At 48.9% G+C, this 15,175-nt stretch carries 12 protein-coding genes; 7 read left to right on the top strand and 5 right to left on the bottom strand.

What is annotated here, in order from left to right; genetic code table 11:
* The first annotated feature begins 27 nt into the window (after window positions 1-27).
* Entirely contained in the window at window positions 28-285 is a 258-nt protein-coding gene (locus ACOZIO_RS13290) for a hypothetical protein (protein WP_129953592.1), read from the top strand.
* A gap of 72 nt (window positions 286-357) precedes the next feature.
* Here the strand turns inward: ACOZIO_RS13290 and ACOZIO_RS13285 are convergent, their stop codons facing one another.
* A complete protein-coding gene (locus ACOZIO_RS13285) occupies window positions 358-1,269 on the bottom strand; it encodes a MurR/RpiR family transcriptional regulator (RefSeq protein WP_129953591.1) in 912 nt (303 codons plus the stop codon).
* 429 nt (window positions 1,270-1,698) lie between these two features.
* Between ACOZIO_RS13285 and ACOZIO_RS13280 the strand changes: the two genes are divergently transcribed.
* From ACOZIO_RS13280 to ACOZIO_RS13270, 3 genes are all read left to right on the top strand, one after another.
* The gene (locus tag ACOZIO_RS13280) at window positions 1,699-3,828 is read left to right on the top strand and encodes a TonB-dependent siderophore receptor (RefSeq protein ID WP_129953590.1); all 2,130 of its coding nucleotides are present in this window, start codon (window positions 1,699-1,701) and stop codon (window positions 3,826-3,828) included.
* A 46-nt stretch (window positions 3,829-3,874) separates the two neighbouring features.
* Complete coding sequence (locus ACOZIO_RS13275) at window positions 3,875-4,969, top strand: ABC transporter substrate-binding protein (RefSeq protein ID WP_421595420.1); 1,095 nt, start codon at window positions 3,875-3,877, stop codon at window positions 4,967-4,969.
* A 248-nt stretch (window positions 4,970-5,217) separates the two neighbouring features.
* Window positions 5,218-6,771, top strand: coding sequence for a peptide MFS transporter (locus ACOZIO_RS13270; protein WP_217138892.1), 1,554 nt, complete (start codon window positions 5,218-5,220; stop codon window positions 6,769-6,771).
* A 567-nt stretch (window positions 6,772-7,338) separates the two neighbouring features.
* Here ACOZIO_RS13270 and ACOZIO_RS13265 read toward each other — a convergent pair.
* Complete coding sequence (locus tag ACOZIO_RS13265; RefSeq protein WP_421595376.1) at window positions 7,339-7,677, bottom strand: hypothetical protein; 339 nt, start codon at window positions 7,675-7,677, stop codon at window positions 7,339-7,341.
* Window positions 7,678-8,198: 521 nt separating this feature from the next.
* Here ACOZIO_RS13265 and ACOZIO_RS13260 point away from each other — a divergent pair.
* Both ACOZIO_RS13260 and ACOZIO_RS13255 read left to right on the top strand, forming a co-directional pair.
* Window positions 8,199-9,473 (top strand): HlyD family secretion protein, encoded by a 1,275-nt coding sequence (locus tag ACOZIO_RS13260; protein WP_129990997.1) that lies wholly within the window; start codon window positions 8,199-8,201, stop codon window positions 9,471-9,473.
* Window positions 9,466-11,565, top strand: coding sequence for a peptidase domain-containing ABC transporter (locus ACOZIO_RS13255; RefSeq protein WP_129990998.1), 2,100 nt, complete (start codon window positions 9,466-9,468; stop codon window positions 11,563-11,565). Before ACOZIO_RS13260 ends, ACOZIO_RS13255 begins: the two co-directional genes overlap by 8 nt.
* A 73-nt stretch (window positions 11,566-11,638) precedes the next feature.
* Here the strand turns inward: ACOZIO_RS13255 and ACOZIO_RS13250 are convergent, their stop codons facing one another.
* Window positions 11,639-11,836 (bottom strand): hypothetical protein, encoded by a 198-nt coding sequence (locus ACOZIO_RS13250; RefSeq protein ID WP_421595375.1) that lies wholly within the window; start codon window positions 11,834-11,836, stop codon window positions 11,639-11,641.
* A gap of 180 nt (window positions 11,837-12,016) precedes the next feature.
* Window positions 12,017-12,328: a hypothetical protein gene (locus tag ACOZIO_RS13245; protein WP_129953584.1), complete on the bottom strand. Its 312-nt coding sequence runs from the start codon at window positions 12,326-12,328 to the stop codon at window positions 12,017-12,019.
* A 654-nt stretch (window positions 12,329-12,982) separates the two neighbouring features.
* On the opposite strand from ACOZIO_RS13245, the gene ACOZIO_RS13240 reads away from it, so the two are divergent.
* Window positions 12,983-14,317 (top strand): glycoside hydrolase family 10 protein, encoded by a 1,335-nt coding sequence (locus ACOZIO_RS13240; protein WP_235174617.1) that lies wholly within the window; start codon window positions 12,983-12,985, stop codon window positions 14,315-14,317.
* A 96-nt stretch (window positions 14,318-14,413) separates the two neighbouring features.
* Here the strand turns inward: ACOZIO_RS13240 and ACOZIO_RS13235 are convergent, their stop codons facing one another.
* Complete coding sequence (locus tag ACOZIO_RS13235; RefSeq protein WP_421595374.1) at window positions 14,414-15,004, bottom strand: GNAT family N-acetyltransferase; 591 nt, start codon at window positions 15,002-15,004, stop codon at window positions 14,414-14,416.
* Between the last annotated feature and the right edge of the window lie 171 nt (window positions 15,005-15,175).

Raw genomic sequence — 15,175 nt, 5'->3', positions numbered from 1 at the left:
ACTTTCCTTTTGTGCAGAGCGCATCACATGCCGGATATTAATATTGTTTGCGAGCAATGCGGATCAGATCGTTTCGTCGCCGCAGTGAATACGCCCCTGGCAGAAACCGTACATTCTCTGGTTTGCGCCGCATGTCAGCATCCCGTGCCTGTAGATGAGGTCGTTATTTTCAGGGAAGGCATGTATATCAGCGGTTCCTATGACACCTTTCCTACTGAACCCGGTAAATTGTATGATTACGATATCTGCCGGTTCAAACCGCTTAACCGGCAGATACTTCTCTAGAAACGCCGCACGGACAGCGACAGTAAGCGGGGGGGCCGTGTTATTCATCTCCCGCTTCTTCATGCTGATTGTTTATGTCCCCCCGTCCTGCAATTTTCTTATTTTATTGGCTGACTTCAGAGACTGATTGAGATCCTGGATGCGTTTCATGGTTTTCATGGTTCGCGATGCGGTGGCCGAGGCAACGGATAAAATCAGCATTTCCAGACACACCAGTACCGTACCATGGAGTGGCATTCTGCCATTCTCACCCCCGCGCGGAATAGTGATGACAATGTCAGCCTGTTTCGCAAAAAAAGAATCACTGGCGTTGGTCAGTAAAATGAGGGGGATACTCAGACGCTTTGCTTCCTGTATTGCCGTTCTGCCCTCGCGATGAGCACTCTTCTGCGCCATCATAATCAGGACATCACCCCGCTGCAGATTGATCAGTTGTTCCGCCAGCGCAATGCCTGAGCGGTTAAGTGACACTGCGGGAATGCCGATTCGGGTAAAAAGCCTGGCGCTGTAGTCCGCTAAAATACCGGAAGCGTTCAGGCCAAACACCGCCACCTGACGTGCATTAATCAGCAAGGCGATAGCCTCAGAAATAGCCTGACGGTTAGCTGGCTGCGCCAGCGTGTCACAGGCACGCTTATGCCCGTCAAGAACGAAGTCGATGCCCGAATTGATATCACTGGCCAGCTCACTGACCGTGGTAATCATTTTCTCTTCTGAATTAACCGCTGTGCCAAACCAGGCTTCCAGCGTTTTCTTCATATCGCGTAAACCCGCAAAACCGAGCGCCTGAACGGCGCGGACTACAGTGGCATCTGAAACCTCTGTCGCGGTTGCAATATCCATTGCTGTTGCTTCCAGCACCGATTCACGATGGTTGTATATATAAGACGCAACGGTTTGTAAGCCGGGGGAAAGTGAGGAGATACGTGCACGGTAACGTTCACCGAAGACATCAATACGTTTTTTTACCGGAGTCGCCGCCATTTGTTTTTACCGATCCTTGTCGTTTTTACCCTTTACCCGGTTTTATCATATTCACAATGTAGTGTTTTTATGAAAAAAAATATTCACATTCTTATGCCCCTGAGCAATGTTTTGTGGGCGATATTAAATGATTTATATTTAAATTTTTTATTAAACAATGACTTATAAAGGATAATTCTGTTGCTGATGACAGGGTGTGGCGTTTTTTGATGTAGCAAAATTCTGAAACATATCATTTACTACTACATCTCCGCATGTTGGAATGATTATCAATTGCATTACGGCGGTTTTCCTTTGCCGGATCAGAATAACAACATTAACCGGACAGGTCAGGAGCGTTAACCGGACACACTGTGTGTCTGTCGTTACTGGTATGTCCGGAATTTCTTTACGGAAAAAGACGTCATTTTTAACACCGGGTTCATTGAAATGAAGAATAACACGCTGTTTGATTTTAAAAGAAAAGACCACCCAGCCATTTTAGCTGCGATTTATGGTGTCGTGATGCTGACACCTGTTACAGGATATTCAGCGGGGGAAAGCGATACGTTAACGATCACCGGGCCGGGAGTTGACGATCAATCATATAGCGCCGGAACCAGTTCTGTTGCCAGTAAAACGCCCACCTCGCGTCTTAACGAGGCACAGTCAGTCAGTGTGGTAACCCGGCAACAACTGGACGACTATCAGGCCACAAACCTGGCTGATGCGATGCATTTTGTCAGTGGTGTCAGTGAGGGGAATACTCTCGCAGGTACGGAAGATGGATTTGTCCGCCGTGGATTTGGTTCCAACTCTGATGGCTCCGTTTATCGCGACGGCGTGCGCAGCAGCCAGGGTCTCAATTTTGATGCCACTACCGAACGTGTTGAAGTGTTAAAAGGTTCAGCATCATTGCTCTACGGGATCCAAAATCCCGGCGGTGTCATTAACCTTGTCAGTAAAAAGCCGCAGTATGACTGGCACACAAAAGTCAGCGGACGTTACGCCAGTGAAGGCGGCGGGGCAGGGACAGTCGATGTCACCGGTCCGCTTGGCAATGGTTTTGCCGTGCGCATGATTGCGGAAAAACAAGATCAGGATTACTGGCGTAATTTTGGCAGCGATAAGCACACGCTGATTTCGCCTTCGCTGCAATGGTATGGCGAAAAGGCCAGTTTTCTGATCAGCTATTCAGATTACCGCTACGATATACCTTATGATCGCGGAACCGCTTTTATTAACGGTAAGCCTATCGATATCGGCTATAAAAACCGGCTGGATGATAAATCAAACCGTGCCTGGGGCCATAATAAAACGCTCAACGCTCACTATGACTGGCAGTTCAGCGATGACTGGAGTACTCGTCTGACGCTTGGCTGGAACCAGCGCCGCTACAATAATGACGAGGTCAGGGTGACGGCGGTGAACACCACCACCGGCGCCGTGACGCGCAGGGCGGATGCCAACCGCGGTTTTAACCATAAGACCAAATACGTTTCCTGGGATCTGCTGGGTACGCAGGACATTCTGGGCATGAATCATGATCTTGTGCTGGGTACAGACTATGAGATGAACCAGACGTATCGTGCACATCAATACCAGGGAAAAGCCAACAGCAGCTTTAACTATTTTGATCCGCAATATGACATTCTCTCCCCGGTCGCCAACAGCACCACTGAGAATACGGCTAATGGCAATAACCTGAACCGGATCCACAGCCGGTCGGTTTATGCAAAAGACAGCATTTCACTGACATCAGACTGGATTGCGGTCGTGGGTGGCCGCTATCAGCACTATGAGCAACGTGCTTCAAAAGGCTTTGATCCGGTTGTTCAGACACTGGATTCCGAAGGGAATAAGTTTTTGCCACAGGCCGGTCTGATTTATAAAGTCACGCCCGATGTGTCTTTATACAGCAGCGTCAGTAAATCCTTTACCCCCTCAACGGATGTCGATGATGATGGCAATGTCGGAAAGCCTGAACAGGGCACCACCTGGGAAGTGGGCAGTAAATGGCAGATTACGCCACGCATGTTTGCCAGCGTGGCGCTTTACCGCATCGATGAACGTGACATGTCACTGAGCATTAACGGCGAAACACGCGCCATTGATAAAGCGCGTTCCAGCGGAGCAGAGTTTGAACTGAATGGTGAAATCTTTCCTGACTGGGAAGTCAGTGCCAGTTACAGCTATGACCAGGCCAAAATTGTGGATGATGGTGAAAATTCAGCGAATAACGGCAACCGCTTACAAAATGCGCCGCGTCATTCGGGTGCGCTCTATCTGAGCCATAATCTGGTGATTAACGGCCTGCCGGGAGATTTCCGTATCGGTGGCGGTGCGCGTTATGTGGGGAGCCGGGCGGGAGACCCGGAAAACAGTTTCACGCTGCCTGATTATATTGTGGCTGACAGCTTTGTTGCATGGAATAACCGTCTGTTCGGGGAGAAGACACAGCTTAAACTCAACCTGAATAATCTGTTTAACAAACATTATTACACGTCCAGCGGCGGTAACCTGCGCGTACGTGAAGGTGAAACCCGTAATCTTATGGTGCAGGCAAGTGTTGAATTCTGATCGGCGGTTTTTGCCGCGCGCGCATCTGATGCGCAAATACAGTGTCATGACGATGGTTTTTATGCTGCTGGCACTGACGGGCGTCGGTGTGCAGGCACGCACCGTCATCGATATCGACGGTAACCCGGTGAACATTCCCGATAATCCGCAACGTATCGTGCTTGGCGAAAGCCGGATGCTTTATACGCTGGCCCTGCTGGAAACCGGTGACCCTGTGAAACGGGTTGTCGGCTGGCCACTCGATTTGAAGAAATATGACCGCCAGACCTGGAATATTTTTGCCCGGCGTTTTCCGCAGATGTTGGCGATTCCGTCGCTGGGGTTGGGCGGAACAAATGATATGAACCCTGAAAAGGTGCTGGCGCTCAAACCGGATCTGGTGATCCTGCCCAGTCTTGCGCGCTATGACGATGCAGATTTGCGTCTTAAAGAGATGCTCAACGCGGCGCATATTCCGGTAGTGAAAATCGATCTTCGTGTCCATCTGCTGAAAAATACTCAGCGCAGTGTGAATATTCTGGGCGAAGTGCTTAACCAGACTGCACGGGCTCAGGCGTTTAATCATTTTTATGATGCGCATATGCAGGTCATTCATGATCGGCTGGCCACTTATTCCGGCCATAAACCGACGGTGTTGCTTCAGTTACATCTTGGACGCCGCAATGAATGCTGTGTGACTGCTGTGAAAGGTAGCCTGGGTGAACTGCTCAATTTTGCCGGAGGGGATAATATCGCCGGAAAAACAGTGCAAGGGGTCTTTGGCCGGCTGAATGAGGAAACGGTCATCATGGCGCAACCTGAGGTTTATTTCGCCACAGGGGCCGGTTCCGCTGAAGATCAGAATGATTTGAAACTGGGGCCTGAAATCACACCGGAAATAGCCCAGCAAAGTCTGCGGGAACTCACCGCCAGACAGAACGGATTGCGGGAACTTAAAGCGCTGCTTAACGGCCACACCGGGATGATATGGCAAAATTTCTACCTCAGCCCGTGGCATGTTGCCGCCACCGAGTTTATGGCAAAAGCCCTTTATCCTGAACTGTTTGCGGATATCGAACCTGAACAGACGTTAAAACAACTCTTTCACGATTATCTGCCCATACCTTATAGCGGCACCTATTTTGCTCACGGTAGCCTGTGAAAGAGAATGCATTTCTCTCATGCGGATTTTTTCGTAAATTGACCTGCCATGTCCGTTTTTTTTGCCGCTATAAAATCTGTAAAAGTGGACATTAGTCGACTTTTCCTCTAAAACTTCTGCGGTTAATGCCAGACAATACCGGTATTCAGCAATCAAATAATAACCGCTGAATGCTTAAGAGCGGCTGCAAGACAGCCGCCGGGCAAGGGTATTCACAACGATTACGACAGACCTTCTCTGGAGAATTTATGCATTCCTCTGTTAATAAAAACGAAAGCCGGACTTTCTTCGGCCATCCTTATCCGCTCGGCTCATTGTTCTTCACTGAAATGTGGGAGCGGTTCTCGTTTTATGGCATCCGTCCCTTACTTATCCTGTTTATGGCGGCGACGGTTTACGACGGCGGCATGGGGCTTGCACGCGAAAACGCCTCGGCTATCGTCGGTATATTTGCTGGCTGTATGTATCTGGCGGCACTGCCGGGGGGCTGGCTGGCAGATAACTGGCTCGGGCAGCAGAGGGCGGTCTGGTACGGATCGATTCTGATTGCGCTCGGCCATCTGTCGATCGCGCTTTCCGCTTTCATGGGCGACAGCCTGTTTTTCATCGGCCTGATGTTCATTGTTCTCGGCTCAGGCCTGTTCAAAACATGCATCTCGGTTATGGTGGGCACACTGTATAAAAAAGGTGATGCGCGTCGTGACGGCGGTTTCTCATTGTTTTACATGGGTATTAATATGGGGTCGTTTATCGCGCCGCTGATCTCCGGCTGGCTGATAAAAACGCATGGCTGGCACTGGGGCTTTGGTATCGGGGGAATCGGTATGCTGGTGGCGCTGATTATCTTCCGCCTGTATGCCGTGCCTTCCATGAAACGTTACGACAGCGAAGTAGGTCTGGATTCGACCTGGAACAGTCCGGTTGCTAAGAAAAACGGCGTGGGTGCCTGGCTGCTGGTACTGGCTGCGGCTGTGGCAGCCATCGTTGCGCTGATCTCGCAGGGGGTGATCGTCATTAACCCGGTTGCCGTCGCCAGCGTGCTGGTGTACGTAATAGCGGCGTCAGTTGCCCTCTATTTTATCTATCTGTTCCTGTTCGCCGGACTTAACCGCAAAGAGCGCGCCAGACTGCTGGTGTGTTTCATTTTGTTAGTTTCGGCAGCCTTCTTCTGGTCTGCGTTTGAACAGAAACCGACTTCATTTAACCTGTTCGCTAACGACTATACCAACCGGATGATCGGCGATTTCGAAATTCCTGCCGTCTGGTTCCAGTCTATTAATGCACTGTTCATTATCCTGCTGGCGCCGGTATTCAGCTGGGCATGGCCGTTGCTGGCGCGTAAAAATGTGCGCCCGAGTAGCATCACCAAGTTTATCATTGGTATTTTGTGTGCGGCAGCGGGCTTCGGGATCATGATGATGGCTGCCCAGAACGTCCTGAACAGCGGCGGAGCAGGCGTATCACCCTTATGGCTGGTGGGAAGCATTTTGATGCTGACGCTCGGCGAGCTGTGCCTGAGCCCGATTGGACTGGCGACGATGACGCTGCTGGCACCGGAAAGAATGCGCGGTCAGATGATGGGCCTGTGGTTTTGCGCCAGCGCGCTGGGGAATCTGGCGGCCGGTTTGATTGGCGGGCATGTAAAAGCCGATCAACTGGATATGCTGCCTGATCTCTTCGCACGTTGTTCCATTGCGTTGCTGATCTGCGCTGCGGTGCTGTTCATCCTCATTATTCCGGTGCGAAGAATGCTGGAAAATACCGGATCGAAGACAGAGCAAAAAAACGTAACGCATGCCTGATCGCGGATGATGTGATTTTCGAATACTGATAAGAACCAATAAGGCCGGGATGATGACCGGCCTTATTTTTAGATTTTCAGGATGCATTGATTTACAATGAGCTTACGATTCCAGTGCGCATAATCATGATTATGTTAAATTGCGGTGCATTCAGCGGAATGATTGCTTTGACCGCCCCCTTTTTCAATAAGTCTTCATGATCTTTAATGGCAGAAATGTTTTCAATTGTCTGATTTGTGATGAAGTACATTCCTCATTGGCTTTGATGATTTACACTTACGCTATGCTTAAGGTATAACTTTTCTTTTAAATGCTGCGACGCAATCCATTTTATACAACAGGGTTTTTAAATAATGGAAGATGCTTTTGTCGGGAATATAAAAAAACCAGTGCTGAAATTTTAGCCATCATCATCCTTTATCTTATCTTTACCCTGTCCCCTTATATACTGACAAGTTTCTTCGTCATCGGATTTGATGCTTCAATCATCGTTATGCTGAATCATGGGCATAGCTACCCTGGCGTCATTATTACCTCAGGGTAGCTTAAAATAATTTTAACTAGTTATTACCAGTGGCATTGCCCGTTGACGCTGTTAGCATTTGAGTCGCCACCAAAAGCGCCGCCACGGCCGCCATTATCAGAAAGGCATTTTCCGGCATTTTTAGCCACACCGACCGCCATTTTCCCCGGGTTTGGAAAGCCTTTGGCGAGTGCACCAAAAACACCATTAGCGCAGTCAACAGTTCCCGGGCCTCCGTATATATGCGTAGGCGCATTCTGAGCCATATGACTCCAGGATGATTGGTTGTGCTGGGTATTTCTGCTGCTGCCGCCCTCATAATTAGAGTTAGCGTTTCCGCCTGCAACTAAAGCTACTTCAGATTGAGAAAGTTCCTTTATCATTTTTTACCCTCGTAACGGTTATTTTTTTCTGCTATTGATTTGGTCTCCACCAGAAAAACAATTAGCAGGGATACTGACACTTGCAGAAGCAGTGAAACTTTAGAATTCCCACTATCCCTATATATGACTACTCCACCCGGGAAATGAAATAGAAGCCAACCAACAATATGAGGACAAATATTTTCTTCAGCCGCACATCGACTTCGCAGTGAAAGGTACAAAACAGTTATACGCTCAAAGGTAAGCTTTTTGTCAATTTTATTACTTTTAGTTACATTTGATTTCACTTTGTTAACTATTTATTGCTTTATCTTCATTTTTTCTCCTTCTTTTTATGCTTTAAAAAATACATTTAATTTCATGTAATCCTTTGTTTTTAAAGGTTTTTTCTTCTTCACTAAGCGAAATGTAGATAATACAAACCAGCGGTATGCTAAAACAAACGCTTGCCGGAGCAGGACCAGGGCGTGGCATAATAAAGGTGACTACTCACCTCCCCGCACGCTAACGAAGGACAGACCGTGTTTCGCCAGGAAGCGATTGATAATCAGAAAATGAAATGGCGTGGCCGGGCGCTGCTCCTCCCTGGAATTCCGTTCTGGGTCACTGCGTTATTATGTCTTTTGTTTATTACAATCTTCCTCACCTTTGTCATCGCCGCAAATTACACCCGCAGAGTGAACGTGACCGGCGAGATCAGCACCTACCCGCGCGTGGCTAACGTCTATTCCGCCGTTCAGGGCGTGGTAGTCAAAGAATTTGTCACGGAAGGACAGATAATCAAGGCTGGCACTCCTATCTATCAGATAGATGTGAGTAAAAGTACCCGCAGCGGCGTGGTCAGCGATAACCAACGCCGGGACATCAATAATCAGCTTGAACGCATTTCACAAATCATCAGCCGGCTGGACAGCAGTAAACAAGACACTGTCGGGATGCTGGAGAAACAAAAGGCCCAATATATCGCCGCTTTCCAGCGCTCCAACGACATACTCCGGCGTGCTGAGGAAGGACTCCGTATTATGAAAGAGAATATGGAGAACTACCGGCAATATCAGACAAAGGGGCTTATCAATAAGGATCAACTCACCAATCAGGTGGCGCTCTATTACCAGCAACAAAACAATCTGTTGGGCCTCACCGGGCAGAACGAGCAAAACGCCCTGCAGATCACTGCTCTTGAAAGCCAAATCCACACTCAGGCCGCTGAGTTTGATAACCAAATTTATCAGATGGAACTCCAGCGCTACGAACTGCAAAAAGAACTGCTCAATATCGATGCCGGCGGGGCAATCATCGTCCGCGCACTGGTTGACGGTCGCGTAGACTCTCTTAGCGTCACGGTAGGACAGATGGTCAACGTCGGCGACAGTTTGCTGCAAGTCATCCCACCCAATATTGATCATTACTCCCTGATACTTTGGGTACCTAATGATGCTATTCCCTATATTTCCACAGGCGACCGGGTCAACATTCGTTATGAAGCTTTTCCGGCGCAAAAGTTTGGGCAGTTTGCCGGCACGGTGTCAGTGATTTCGAAAGCACCGGCTTCATCTCAGGAAATGCTGACCTATCAGGGAGCCCCGAAAGCTGCTTTGACCTCGGCAGTCCCTTACTACAAAGTGATCGTCAGACCCGAAAAACAGACCATCATGTACAGTGGTAAACGTCTGAACCTGGAAAATGGTATGAAGGCGGAGAGCACACTATTTTTGGAAAAAAGGAAGATATATCAGTGGATGTTGTCACCGTTCTACGACATGAAACACAGCGCGTCGGGGCCGGTCAATGAATAGACTCTCTGTCAAGAAACTGCTCGGCCAGCTTGATATACGATTGCGGCAACGCGTGCCGCTAGTCCATCAAACGGAATCTTCTGAGTGCGGCCTCGCTTGCCTGGCGATGCTTTGCGGCCACTATGGTATGAATATTGATCTGATCGCACTGCGCCAGCAGTTCAACCTCTCGGCGCGTGGTACTACATTGTCCGGTTTAACCGGTATGGCCGAACAACTGGGCTTGTCGTCACGCCCTTTATCACTGGATATGGAAGATCTCGGTGCGCTAAAATTGCCATGCATACTGCACTGGGAGTTTAACCATTTTGTCGTTCTGGTGAGCGTCAGGCGTAATCACGTGGTCATACATGACCCCGCCCGGGGCCGCAGAATCATCAACATGGCAGAGGTGTCGCACAGTTTTACCGGCGTAGCACTTGAAGCCTGGCCAGGCGCTGCATTCAAAGCACATACCGTGCGGAAACGGCTCAGTCTGAATACGCTTATGGGCAGCGTATATGGCCTTAAAGGTACGCTAGGCAAAATTTTTTGCCTGTCACTGGTGATTGAAACCATCAACCTTGTGATGCCGGTTGGTACACAACTGGTGATGGATCATGCGATCCCTGCAGGCGATCGCGGACTGCTGACGTTAATCTGCGCGGGGCTGTTATTCTTTATTCTGTTGCGGGCCGCAGTCAGCATGGTACGCGCCTGGTCTGCACTGGTCATGACGACGCTCATCAATGTCCAGTGGCAATCCGGGTTGTTTAACCACTTATTGCGGTTACCTCTGGGCTATTTTGAACGTCGCAAACTGGGGGATATCCAGTCACGCTTCGGATCGCTGGATGCATTGCGCAGCACCTTCACCGCCAGTATTGTCGGCGCCATCATGGACATGATTATGGTGGCCGGCGTGCTCGTGATGATGATTTTGTACGGAGGTTGGTTAACGTGGGTCGTCATGGCCTTCACCGCCGTGTATGTACTTCTCCGTCTGCTGACCTACGGTTATTACCGGCAGCTTTCAGAGGAGTCTTTGGTCAGAAATGCCCGTGCCGGTTCCTATTTCATGGAGACGCTGTACGGCATCGCCACAGTAAAAATGCAGGGGATAGCAGAAAGACGCAGTGCCCACTGGCTCAACCTCGAAATCGATACCATCAATACCGGGATCCGCGTTACGAAGATGGACATGCTGTTTGGCGGCATCAACACCTTTGTCTCAGCCTGTGATCAGGTGGTGATCCTGTGGCTGGGTACCAGTCTGGTAATAGACAACCAGATGACTATCGGTATGTTCGTTGCATTCGGCGCTTTTCGCGGGCAGTTTTCCGACAGAATTGGCTCACTGACCAATTTCCTGCTGCAATTGCGTATGATGAGCTTGCACAATGAACGCATTGCCGATATTGCCCTGCATCCGCAGGAAAATCGTAAGCCGGACATCCCTTATGAGGCTCGTTTACAACCCGTTTCGCTGGCAACACATGCATTGAGTTACCGTTATGACAGTCAGTCTCCACCCATTTTTAACGGGTTAGACATCACTATCGCGCCCGGAGAAAGTGTGGCTATTGTTGGGCCGTCCGGCTCAGGAAAAACCACCTTGATGAAGGTATTGTGCGGGCTGTTTTATCCTGATAACGGCAGGGTCGAGGTGAACGGTATCGATATTCAGCAGTTGGGTATCAATAACTATCATAAAATGATCGCCTGCGTAATGCAGGATGACAAGCTGTTTTCCGGCTCCATCCGGGAAAATATCTGCGGCTTTGCGGACGAAGTGGATGAAGCCTGGATGCAGGAATGTGTCCGCGCCAGCTACCTGGATACCGTCATTAAGCAAATGCCCATGGGCTATGAAACCCTGATCGGTGAATTAGGAGAGGGGCTGTCGGGGGGGCAAAAACAACGACTGTTCCTTGCCCGCGCGATTTACAAGAAGCCTGCCGTCTTGTTCTTAGATGAAGCGACCAGCGCGCTGGACAAGGAAAGCGAGGCGATGGTGAATCTCGCGATCAAAGCACTGGACATCACAAGGGTTATCATTGCGCACCGCGAGACAACGATAGCATCGGCAGACAGGGTGATTTATCTGGAATAAAGGTCTGTGTTTGCCGTGTGCCGTGAGTTGCCTGCCTGGGCTATCCGGACGGATCGGGGTCTGGATTCACCTCTCAGGATGTACTGCGAAGCGTGCGGTGATGGTCTTCCCGTATGTGTTCATCCGGCGTTTCGGCAGTATCCGCAAAGCCATTATGACTCTTAAAACCACCCCGATGAACCGGGGCTGATTTTATAAGGGTCATATCTTTTGCCATTGCACCGAAGGTGATGAAGATAAAAAGTACGGCAAAACTTAACCTTGGTTTCATGCATTTCTCCTCTTACTTCACAGTATGTCCTTATCCTAAAGTCCTCTGAGTAAAACTCCGTCAATACGCGTGAATTTTAATAACTTATCTGTAACACCATCCCAATGGCTGGGATATCAGTTGTCAAAGAATAATGAGTCGCTGGTCAGGTCCGGATGCCGAACCTGAACCGCCCTAAAACTAAAAACCGTGCCCCGTGAGTTCACGTTTGTTAATTTTCACGGGCCGGGTCACGCTGTTATCCAGAATGATATGCCAGCAGCTACTGTTGGCCGAAGGCTGTAGCGTCATATGCCACCTTGCATCGCCACCCTCACCCGGACCTGCCTTCCGGTGAGGCCCGGCAATGACTTTCAGGGTTCCTCTGCAGTAGGCATTGTTCAACTGACTGTCCAGCCTGCAGGCTTTCTCTATCAGAACTGATGTATAGTTTTTGCTGAAACGTCCGTCTTTCTGCCAGTTGGTCGTCCAGTTGGCTAATGAAAAAGACATAGCTATCTCCAGTAGTGGCATTGCGATACGGAAGTATATCGAAATGCAGGTTATACAGGCCTGATGCAGTGACTCAGGTGTTGCAAAAATCGCAATGAATGATGTTAAACGTATTTTCTGCCTTCCATTAATGAAATCAGCAGTAGCAACAGTGAAAATTCTCTCGGATATTACCCTTCAAAATTCCAGTTTGATATTTTCTTACACGAGACATATATTTCAGAAATGATTAACATGTATATGTTTACCTCCTGAATTAATTATTTTATTAACCGACTGCAGTCTCATTATAAAACCTATGTTAATTTTAACTCTGTATTTTTCGCAGTACAAAGCAAATAAAAAATATTTATGCTAACAGGTGATAATTAAATTCAAGCGGATCTTCCGTTTCTGCCACAATAAATTTCGGCATTTTCATTTAATACACCCTGTAAGGTTTAACCCCAGGAAAATAGTGAGTTAATATTGCAACAGTTAGCCCTGTCACTCAATCGTGCTGAGGCGCTCCCTGTATACTAACTCGTCTGTAACGATAAGGTGGTTTGCGGCGTTTCTTGCTATCACGCAGGCATCAGCGCTAAGTGATTGACTTTAACTTCAATAATAAGAAAATGTTTCCTTTCGCGCGGCTACCAGATACCACCGGAGTTTATTATCGCCTCTTCCCGTCATTTTCCGTTTATTACTGCCTTGAAACACCCGGCTGCCGTTGTGACGCTTGCATTGTTACTGGCCAGTTGTTCTTCAACACCACCAAAATCCCTGGTGACGCCACTTCCGCCAGTTGCCCGGCACCCTCTTCCCGACAAACCGGTATCGGGCCATGAACCCGTGCGTGGCGTCTGGCTGGCGACGGTTTCCCGCCTCGACTGGCCACCGGTTAATTCGGTGAATGCCGGCAGTGCATCATTGCGCATCAGCCAGCAGCAACAGGCGCTGATTACCAAGCTCGATAAGCTCAAAAGTCTGGGCATCAATACGGTGTTCTTTCAGGTGAAGCCTGACGGCACGGCGTTCTGGCCATCAAAAATTTTGCCATGGTCAGATATGCTGACGGGCAAAATTGGTCAGGATCCTGGATATGATCCGCTGCAATTTATGCTCGATGAAGCGCACAAACGCGGGATGAAAGTCCATGCCTGGTTTAATCCTTATCGCGTGTCTGTAAATACTAAACCTTCGACTGTGGCGGAACTGAATCAGACATTGTCGCTGCACCCTGCCAGCGTATTCGTGTTGCACCGCGACTGGATCCGAACTGCCGGCGATCGTTTTGTGGTTGACCCGGGTATTCCTGATGCACGCGACTGGATAACCAGCATCGTGGCGGAAGTGGTCGCGCGTTATCCCGTTGATGGCGTTCAGTTTGATGACTATTTTTATTCAGAATCACCGGGTTCTGCCCTGGATGATAGCCTGACGTTCCGGAAATACGGTCAGGGTTATGCTTCAAAAGCAGACTGGCGGCGTCACAATACACAGATGCTGATTGAGCAGGTTTCGCGCACCATAAAACAGCTGAAACCGGCTGTGGAATTTGGCGTCAGTCCGGCAGGTGTCTGGCGCAACGTGTCGCATGATCCGGCGGGTTCACAAACTTCCGGCGCAGCGGCTTACGATGAGGCTTATGCGGATACCCGCTTGTGGGTGCAGCAGGGTTTGCTCGATTACATTGCGCCGCAACTGTACTGGCCGTTTTCCCGCAAGGCGGCGCGTTATGACGTGCTGGCAAACTGGTGGGCTAATGTGGTAAAGCCCACTCATACGCGTCTCTATATTGGTGTGGCGCTGTATAAAGTGGGCGAACCGTCAAAAAATGAACCGGACTGGATGGTAAGTGGTGGCGTACCGGAACTGAAAAAACAACTCGATATGAATGAATCCGTACCACAAATTAGCGGCACGATTTTATTCCGTGAAAGCTACCTCAACCAGCCGCAGACGCAGGATGCGGTGCGTTACCTGAAAAGCCGCTGGGGAAGCTGAAATAACGCTGCCTGTTGTGTGGTTGCCTTATAAAGATATGCCGTGGAGCTAATAAATTGACCATGGCATCCATTTATCGTGCTTACGTAACCTCGGTTACCCGACAATGGTCCAGTTAGTCATGATTCTATGCCGTAAATTTAAGTGAATATTGCGAATATTTCCTGACCAGTTGGGGCCGCGAAAATCCGGGTTCAGGAAGGAGGCATTGTAGAAATGGTCGCGCCATTTTGCATTTAATTTCCCATGACCCGAACTGAGCGGCACCCCGGTGACCACCATCCTGTTCACTGTATCCGTGATAATAGTCGGATGAAAACCCATTTTTAAATAAAATCCCTGGCTGTCATCTACCGGTAATAATGAGGCGTTTTCGATATTCTGCTCCATCCCGTATCTTATGGCTGAAAATAAGAGAAGCTGACCCAGCCCGACAAATCTGTTGGGGTGGGATTTCGTAGGTTTGTTGGTATTTCCTTCAACATATATTGCCGAGATATATAAATAATCACGACTTCCCGGTTCACTTAGTACTACGCAACGACCTGCTGCAACATCTTCATTTTTGTCTGTGAGTAGGGAAAAATTCATGGCGTTATTGTCATATTCCGGTGTCGTTTCCCGGGTTTCAACCAGTCTAAGGGTTAGGGGTGCCCTGCCAGCCGGATTTTTTTCTATGAAGCGCATAGTACTTTTAATTCCTCTCTATATATGATGAGTCAATTAAATTCGTGCTGCGTCAAACGGATATCAGTATAAACAAAGCGTACTGGAGGAATACTTAATAATATATGTACCTTTTAGCCACCCATGGCCAGATACAGATTATAAAAGCAAAGCCCCGCCTGAAAATACAGA

Source organism: Rahnella sp. PD4 (assembly GCF_049199325.1).
GTDB classification, from domain to species: Bacteria; Pseudomonadota; Gammaproteobacteria; order Enterobacterales; family Enterobacteriaceae; genus Rahnella; species Rahnella perminowiae.
The sequence above is the reverse complement of the archived record's forward strand: the minus strand, read 5'-3'. Positions and strand labels throughout refer to the sequence as shown.

Bases quoted from the DNA above. Each gene is read 5' to 3' on its own strand.
- ACOZIO_RS13290 (WP_129953592.1), top strand. From the start codon at position 28: ATGCCGGATATTAATATTGTTTGCGAGCAATGCGGATCAGATCGTTTC.
- ACOZIO_RS13285 (WP_129953591.1), bottom strand. From the start codon at position 1,269: ATGGCGGCGACTCCGGTAAAAAAACGTATTGATGTCTTCGGTGAACGT.
- ACOZIO_RS13245 (WP_129953584.1), bottom strand. From the start codon at position 12,328: ATGTCTTTTTCATTAGCCAACTGGACGACCAACTGGCAGAAAGACGGA.
- ACOZIO_RS13265 (WP_421595376.1), bottom strand. From the start codon at position 7,677: ATGATAAAGGAACTTTCTCAATCTGAAGTAGCTTTAGTTGCAGGCGGA.
- ACOZIO_RS13250 (WP_421595375.1), bottom strand. From the start codon at position 11,836: ATGAAACCAAGGTTAAGTTTTGCCGTACTTTTTATCTTCATCACCTTC.
- ACOZIO_RS13235 (WP_421595374.1), bottom strand. From the start codon at position 15,004: ATGCGCTTCATAGAAAAAAATCCGGCTGGCAGGGCACCCCTAACCCTT.
- ACOZIO_RS13280 (WP_129953590.1), top strand. From the start codon at position 1,699: ATGAAGAATAACACGCTGTTTGATTTTAAAAGAAAAGACCACCCAGCC.
- ACOZIO_RS13270 (WP_217138892.1), top strand. From the start codon at position 5,218: ATGCATTCCTCTGTTAATAAAAACGAAAGCCGGACTTTCTTCGGCCAT.
- ACOZIO_RS13275 (WP_421595420.1), top strand. From the start codon at position 3,875: ATGACGATGGTTTTTATGCTGCTGGCACTGACGGGCGTCGGTGTGCAG.
- ACOZIO_RS13255 (WP_129990998.1), top strand. From the start codon at position 9,466: ATGAATAGACTCTCTGTCAAGAAACTGCTCGGCCAGCTTGATATACGA.